Here is a 4507-nt window from a genome sequence, read left to right on the forward strand (position 1 = left end):
GTGCCCGACACCGCAGCCGATCGAAACAAAACGCTAAAATAGTAGCTCATACAATTTTGGAGTTAATATTTGACACTTGCACCCGCGCGCGAAAACGTTCTAGCTTGGCTGTCAGACAGAGTTCCTGCTGCCCGCATCAAACATATTCTGGGAGTCGAACAGACAGCAGGTGACTTGGCTCGCCATTACGGCCTCGACGAAGCAAAAGCCCGATCGGCCGGTTTGTTGCACGATTTGGCAAAATACTTCAAACCTCCACTGCTGCTGCAAATCGCCCAGAAGGAAGGTTTAGAGTTAGACTCAGTGTTGGAAGCACACCCGCATTTGCTGCATGCAGACGCGAGCGCGATCGTCGCCAGAGACGAATTCAGGGTGGTCGATCGAGAAATTTTGGAAGCAATCGCCAATCACACCCTCGGCAGACCAAACATGAGTCAGCTCAGTTGTACCGTATTTGTAGCAGATACCATAGAGCCGAGCCGTGGCAACACAGCCGAACTAACAGCACTGCGCGAGGCAAGCTTGCAAAATCTTTATGCAGCCGTGTGGCAAACTAGCGATTATTCTCTTAAATATTTGCTAGAAACTCGCTGCTACATCCACCCCCGCACCGTACTTACGCGGAATTGGGCGCTGCAAATGGCTCGATCGCCGGAAATAGGAAATTCGACGAAGAAGTCGATCGAACAAATCACAAGTTAAAAGTAAAATTTATCAGAAATCCTGTCCTTACTTTTAGCTTCAACCTAACTCCTATTTCCCGTCTCAAACTGCCAACAACCGAAAGCGAATAGCGCACCCATTTCCCCTTACCCTATCACTTAGGAAATTAAACACTTAATGTCAGATCTAACTCAACTCGAATACTCCAGGGCCCAGTCTACAGCAACGGCCGGCACCTCCTCAGACGAAGCCCGTGGCCTGATCATGACCGTTGCCCAAGCAGCCGATGACCGCAAAGCAGTAGATATTGTATTGCTCCGCGTGTCAGAAGTATGCTACTTGGCAGACTACTTTGCGATCATCACCGGATTTTCCAATGTGCAGGTACGAGCCATCTCCCAAGCGATAGCAGACCAAGTGGAAGAAGAGTGGCAACGCTTGCCACTGCGTACACAAGGCCTATCAGACGCTAGTTGGGTGGTCATGGATTACGGCGACGCGATCATTCACATTTTGAAGCCTCAAGAGCGGGAGTTCTACAATTTAGAAGCGTTCTGGGGACACGCCGAACGCATTGACTTTTCCCCCACGCCGTGAGGATGGCTAATGTGAAAAACGTTTCTGCTTCTATTTGTCCCGTTCCGCAAGAACAGCGACCGATCAATGAATACCAAGAACTTAAAGAATCCTGGTTTTTTAGCTGGGTAACACTCAATTGGCCCGGATACCTGGCAAAACTAGCTTGGGTGTGGGCTTGGAGTTGCTTGGTATCGGTGCCGATAGCTGCTTCTAGCTTTACTCCTGTCAAGTATCCAGCTCAGTTTGTCCTCAGCGGTGCCGCAGGTGCCGGTTTTATTCTAGGATTAGCTTTGCTGCGGCTCTACTTGGGTTGGTTCTACGTGCGATCGCGCCTTTCAAATCCCACGGTCGTCTACGAAGAGTCTGGCTGGTACGATTGTCAATCTTGGCCTAAAACTCCGGAAGTTTTGCTTCAAGACCAGTTGATTGTCAACTACCAACTAGAACCAATTCTCAGGCGTCTGCGGCAGACATTTTATGGTTTGACAGTATTGCTGGTTGCCGGGGGACTAACTTGGAGTTGTTTGTAATCGGGAATGGAAGGGAGTTTTGAGTTTTGAGATTGCCGCGCACAGCCAACAGGGCACACGGAGTGCATGAGTGAGAAACGATCGCAGAAAGATTAACTTTATAACTCTTAACTGGCAGCTCGCAACTCATAACTTCCTGAACCCCAATCTAAAATCTAAAATCTAAAATCTAAAATTGATATGACAAGGGGAAAACGAACCCAAGCTCCCGAACTGGAAGTCACATTGCTGCGCGAAGGTATTGTGGAATCGAGGCACCGCGCCCAGGCCGCTGTCTGCGACAACCGCGGGCGCGTTCTGTCTGTTGCTGGTAACTCGGAAACGGCCTCATTTGTCCGTTCTTCACTCAAGCCTTTTCAAGCTTTGGCGGTGACGGCGACTGGCACTTTAGAACGCTACGAATTGACCGATCGAGATTTAGCGATTATTTGCAGTTCCCATCAAGGTACGATCGAGCAATCGCGCCAGGTATTTAACGTCCTGTGGCGCTGCGACATTGATCCCTCTAAACTTCAATGCCCCATTCCCGAAGGCAAAAAGAGCGCCCTGCAATACAACTGCTCCGGCAAACACGCCGGAATGCTGGCTGTCTGTCAGCAACTGCACTGGCCTATGGAAACTTATTTACGCCGAAAACATCCCGTCCAGCAGCTTATTTTGGGCAAAGTGGCTGACTTGCTGGCAATGCCTGCCGAAGAGTTTATCAGTGCTCGTGACGATTGCGGCGCTCCTACCTATCTGTTGCAGTTGGGGCAAATGGCGTCTTTGTACGCTCAGTTAGCCTCCGGCAACAATGTGGATATGGAGCGGATTGTCCGCGCTATGACTCATCACCCAATGATGGTTGCCGGTGAGGGGAAATTTGACACGGAACTGATGCGTTTGACTCAAGGGGAATTGGTGAGCAAGTCCGGCGCCGAAGGGGTGCAGTGCATTGGCCGGGTTGGCGAAGGCATGGGCTTGGCAATTAAGGTGACGGATGGGGGAAAGCGCGCTCAATTTGCAGTGGCGATTCACTTGCTCAAGCAGTTGGGGTGGATTACTCCGACGATCGCCGAAACTCTTTCAGAAACTTACCTCACTCTCAGCGAGTTCAAGCGCTTGGAGGTAATCGGGGAAGTTTCGATGCTTTAGGGCGATCGAGACTCTGAGCCGATTTAAGCAACCCCTCCCATAATCTAAAAAGTTTTTTTGATTTAGGGGTTGCAATTTTCAGAAAGATATGTTTATATTATAGAGAGACAAAGCGACGCGGGATAGAGCAGCCTGGTAGCTCGTCGGGCTCATAACCCGAAGGTCAGTGGTTCAAATCCACTTCCCGCCACCAAATTAAACAAGACAAGCCCCGGCAGCCTAAAAGTTGCTGGGGTTTGTTTTATATCGTCTTTTTGATGCCGTCTGCGCTCGCCTCTTCGACAGATTGAGATCGTTTCCGGTTGCACGAGCGAGATGATATAGAGGACACCGCGAGAGCCTAAGTCCCTACCCGGATTAATTGTAGGGACTTAGGCTCTCGTGGTCTCGAAAGCTGTGGGTAACATTAATTCCGATGCTGCCAGATTTGATATGAAAGCAGTTTATTTTAGGCGGCAACAAAAATGAGGACACAGCATTGCTGTGTCCCTACTGTATATTTGTATTTTTTTAATTGGGACAAAATAAGACCCACCCTCAACCTAAACACTGAACCCTATACTTTTCGACGACCGTTTGTGCAAGCTTTATTTGTCAAAAAATTGCAATCCGATATCCATATTTTTTAACTCAGGATTTTAAATTGCTAAGTCGGCTGAGCTTCCAACCAATCAAAAATTAGGTTTAACTGTTCCAATGTAACTAACCCGTACTGCCACAGAACCATCGGCAGTTCGCTGGCATCTTGTTCACCGTGTCGGAGAGCAACGGCGATCGCAGAATTCGATATCGCCAACTCCCCCCGCAAATAATCGATCAGTTGAGCCTTTCTCATCACCTTCACCGCCAGTTTTATGCGCTATTGTAAAGATATGTATCTAATCGGTCTGTATCGGAAGTTTAATTGGTCTAATTTTAGGTTCACAATAAAGAACCAAGTGTGATGGAAACCGCACAAAACTGGTGATAAAACTTTGATAAAAAAGCGATCGCAGTCACAATAACTCCGAGAGTCAAAAATTGGGTTCCGCGATCGCTTGCTTTAAATGAATTCATTTAAAATTGTTAAAGTCCTAGCTGAAGCTGAACTCCCGCTTCTGTACCGCTGTCGGTTTGTTTTGGAGGTAAAGGATTTCCTTGACGCTGGGCGTCCGAAGGAGTAGTAATAAATTCCAATGGGCCATCGAGTTTGAGGCGAAAGGTGTCGCCCAAGCTGCTTTCCCTTCTAGCAGAATTAGCCGCCGTTTCTGGTTCACCAATCAAGTTTTGGTAGTCCGAGTCTAAGGTTCTGTCCTCCACAGTCCTCAACGAGTCCCCAGATAAAGTCGTTTCCGAATATTGGGGCGCTGGTTGCTGTCTTTGTTGGGCGAGAACCGCCGGGGTCAAACCGATAAAAATTGAACTCAGTCCGAGAGCAGTGCCAAGAGTAGCAATAACTGCGTTCATCATCCATGCCTCCGCTAGTTGCATCCTACTATGCGCTTATTGTACCGAGTCGGCATTAAGTTGCACTCTATCCAAAGTAGCTGCTTGTGGAGATATCAATTGCAGTTGCTGTGAAAACTTATAATTTTCGATCGCGCTATCGGAAAAATAGAACT

6 protein-coding genes and 1 tRNA gene are annotated in these 4507 nt (G+C 48.3%); 5 read left to right on the plus strand and 2 right to left on the minus strand.

The window, feature by feature from the left end:
• The first annotated feature begins 69 nt into the window (after positions 1-69).
• The 5 genes from yqeK (at position 70) to QUA38_RS27540 (ending at position 3099) form a co-directional block, all read left to right on the plus strand.
• Positions 70-702: a bis(5'-nucleosyl)-tetraphosphatase (symmetrical) YqeK gene (yqeK, locus tag QUA38_RS27520; RefSeq protein ID WP_333167498.1), complete on the plus strand. Its 633-nt coding sequence runs from the start codon at positions 70-72 to the stop codon at positions 700-702.
• 138 nt (positions 703-840) lie between these two features.
• Positions 841-1260: a ribosome silencing factor gene (gene rsfS, locus QUA38_RS27525; protein ID WP_333167500.1), complete on the plus strand. Its 420-nt coding sequence runs from the start codon at positions 841-843 to the stop codon at positions 1258-1260.
• Between the two features lie 2 nt (positions 1261-1262).
• Entirely contained in the window at positions 1263-1772 is a 510-nt protein-coding gene (locus tag QUA38_RS27530; protein ID WP_333167502.1) for a CGLD27 family protein, read from the plus strand.
• Positions 1773-1952: 180 nt separating this feature from the next.
• Positions 1953-2906, plus strand: a complete 954-nt coding sequence (locus QUA38_RS27535) for an asparaginase (RefSeq protein WP_333167194.1) — start codon at positions 1953-1955, stop codon at positions 2904-2906.
• A 116-nt stretch (positions 2907-3022) separates the two neighbouring features.
• Positions 3023-3099 (plus strand) — tRNA-Met (locus QUA38_RS27540).
• Positions 3100-3552: 453 nt separating this feature from the next.
• Here the strand turns inward: QUA38_RS27540 and QUA38_RS27545 are convergent.
• The gene (locus QUA38_RS27545) at positions 3553-3741 is read right to left on the minus strand and encodes a DUF2949 domain-containing protein (RefSeq protein WP_015178546.1); all 189 of its coding nucleotides are present in this window, start codon (positions 3739-3741) and stop codon (positions 3553-3555) included.
• Positions 3742-3971: 230 nt separating this feature from the next.
• Complete coding sequence (locus tag QUA38_RS27550; protein WP_333167504.1) at positions 3972-4355, minus strand: hypothetical protein; 384 nt, start codon at positions 4353-4355, stop codon at positions 3972-3974.
• Positions 4356-4507: the final 152 nt, after the last annotated feature.

Origin of the sequence: Microcoleus sp. Pol12B4 (genome assembly GCF_036701385.1) — a bacterium.
In the GTDB taxonomy this organism is placed as follows: domain Bacteria; phylum Cyanobacteriota; class Cyanobacteriia; order Cyanobacteriales; family Microcoleaceae; genus Microcoleus.